Consider the following 2308-nt stretch of genomic DNA (forward strand, 5'->3'; position numbering starts at 1 on the left):
TTCAAGAACCGCGCATAGCGCCAACCCGGACCCCCGCAGGCCCGCCGCCGCTGCGCTATGTGAGGGCTACGCAGCGCCGGGCCTGCTCAGCTCAAAGGGGTCAATTTTGAATGCCGATAGGGGGTCAGCTTTGGATGCCGATTGACAAATAGAGCCATAGAGGACACCGACCACCAGTGCCGCGCCCAGCGTGATCGGGGAGCGATCCACAAGACCGCGCGCGATGAGGAAGCCGAACCAGCCGAAGACCAGCCCTGACGCTCCGATATGGATGGCGGAGCTTCCGAACAGCCAGACAAGAGCACCGCCGAGGCCGATCACCACGGCATTCACCGACAGCAAGCCTCGCGTGGTTGTTGCCACCAGCAGCCCACCCATCACCAGGAGCGGCGGCGTATTGGCCATCAGGTGCGAGAAGCTCCCATGCAGGAGGGGCATAGCGATGACACCATCTAACCCGCTGCCGTGCCTGGGGATCAGGCCGAAGGCCGGGTTCAGGCCGTAGCCGGTGATCCAATTGACAACCTGAACCGCCCAGAGCAGCGCGACAAAGGCGGCAAGCGCCGCGGTGCGCCGGAAGAAGACGCGCATATGATCCCGGTTCATCATGTTGGCGACAGTAGTCGTCCCCACAGCGCCTTCAACGGCTTTCGCGCGCTGCACAGGGTGCCACCTCCGGGAAAGGGGGTTCGCGGCGGCCAAACTCGGTAGGGCTCAAGCCAAGAGAATGGCTCCGATCTTACACGGTGTTCCCAGGCCGCAGCGGCATGATTTAACGCTCGGGGCGCTTCAACGCTTCGGCATATTTGCGGGCATTGTCGTCAATCGCGCCGTGCCAGAGCTTTGAGACAAAGGCCTGGGCGTCTTGAACGGTCATGTCCTTCAGCGAAGAGGACAGCGCCATGAAGAGCTCATCCTCGCTGATCGCGGCGGCATAGTGCATGGCGTCCGCGTAAAATGATGGATCGTTGAGAACCTGATCGCTCAGGGGCATCCGCGCGAGGTTCTCTTCCGGGATCGCCATAAAGATCGTGTCCTGAAGGTCGGTCAGATAGGCGCGGCGCGATGTGGACACCGGCTTTCCCGCCGCCTTGGCCTCCAGATATGCATGCCTTGTCCTGTCGAGCTTTGCCCTTGCATGGGTCATGATGACATCACGCTGTCGTTCAGGCAGCGCAAATCCGGTGCAACGCTCGATATGAGCAAGAAGCTCTGCAACCTCGGCGTCTACATCAAAGCTCTCGAACCACGGAGCTTTTCCCAGTCTCGCCACCATGCGCCTACCCTCGTCCATTCAATAATATATTATCGTATATCATAGTCAGCAGATCGCAAGCGGGTGGCGTCCTTGACGCAAACGGACATGGGAAAAGGGGAACCGTGGTCCCACGGCTCCCCTTTCGGTACGTATCGTCTAACTGCGTGCGCTAACTACGCGACCAGCGACAGCCCCGCGCCCGCGTCCTGCGGCTGCTCACCGCTGTCGATGAACGGGATGATCGAGAAGGTCTGCCCGCCGCGCTGCTCTTCGTTCTGCACGGCGTTGACGCGCAGGTCCCCATCAGGCGTGTTGATCAGCAGCGACAAGTAGTCATTGCCCGTGCGGCTGCTCTTGGCCATCCAGGCCGAGCCGACGCGGATCGGCGTGCCCCGGGGCGAGCTGACCTCGATCCGGTAGTCGGGGTGGGTCTCCTCGGTCTTGTAGCTGTTCTCGATCAGGATGAACTCCAGATCGAACATCATGTTGGCGATGTAGCCGGTGAAGGCGTTGTCGGCGTCCATGGCGGTGAGCTCGCCCGAGAGCGAGCCGGATTTCATCAGGCCGTTCGAGACCAGAGGGATGATCTCGAACGCGCCACTCTGGGCCGCGCGCGCCTCTTTCGTCTGCACCGCGTTGACCCGGAACGGGCCGAGGCCCACATCGATCTGCATCGAGATATAGGGGTTTCCGCTGGTATTGCCCGTCTCGTTCCAGGCCGTGCCGATGCGGACCTTGCGGCCCGATTTGTTGACGGCCGTCACGTCGTAATCCGGACTGCGCGCGGACATCTTGGCCCGTGCCTCAAGCTGGATGGCGATGTCAAAGCGTGACGAGTGGATCATGCCGGTGTACTCGGCGGCTGCGGTTTCGGCATTGCGGGTGAGGTTTCCTGCGAACATGGGTGTGAACAGGCGTGCAAAATTGACCCCGTAGCGGGGTAATCGGCGTCCAAAAGTGACCCCCCTGATATTTCTGTTTTGATGCTTCCTCAGATGCATGAGGGAGCGAGTTGGGGATGTTGGTTGTGGAGACGATTGCGAAGATCAG

At 61.0% G+C, this 2308-nt stretch carries 3 protein-coding genes; all 3 read right to left on the reverse strand.

The genetic code is table 11. From position 1 onward, the window contains the following. Positions 1-66: 66 nt before the first annotated feature. The 3 genes from FLO80_RS21595 to FLO80_RS21605 all read right to left on the reverse strand — a co-directional run bounded on the left by FLO80_RS21595 (position 67) and on the right by FLO80_RS21605 (position 2160). Positions 67-609 (reverse strand): rhomboid family intramembrane serine protease, encoded by a 543-nt coding sequence (locus FLO80_RS21595; RefSeq protein WP_246156785.1) that lies wholly within the window; start codon positions 607-609, stop codon positions 67-69. Between the two features lie 163 nt (positions 610-772). After that, positions 773-1276, reverse strand: coding sequence for a hypothetical protein (locus tag FLO80_RS21600; RefSeq protein ID WP_246156786.1), 504 nt, complete (start codon positions 1274-1276; stop codon positions 773-775). 155 nt (positions 1277-1431) lie between these two features. Beyond that, the gene (locus FLO80_RS21605) at positions 1432-2160 is read right to left on the reverse strand and encodes a DUF736 family protein (protein ID WP_088726116.1); all 729 of its coding nucleotides are present in this window, start codon (positions 2158-2160) and stop codon (positions 1432-1434) included. Between the last annotated feature and the right edge of the window lie 148 nt (positions 2161-2308).

It is taken from the genome of Aquicoccus porphyridii, assembly GCF_008369105.1.
GTDB classification, from domain to species: Bacteria; Pseudomonadota; Alphaproteobacteria; order Rhodobacterales; family Rhodobacteraceae; genus Aquicoccus; species Aquicoccus porphyridii.

What these genes read in the sequence shown, in the direction of transcription:
- FLO80_RS21600 (WP_246156786.1), bottom strand. Translation starts at nt 1,276, where the DNA reads ATGGTGGCGAGACTGGGAAAAGCTCCGTGGTTCGAGAGCTTTGATGTA.
- FLO80_RS21605 (WP_088726116.1), bottom strand. Translation starts at nt 2,160, where the DNA reads ATGTTCGCAGGAAACCTCACCCGCAATGCCGAAACCGCAGCCGCCGAG.
- FLO80_RS21595 (WP_246156785.1), bottom strand. Translation starts at nt 609, where the DNA reads ATGATGAACCGGGATCATATGCGCGTCTTCTTCCGGCGCACCGCGGCG.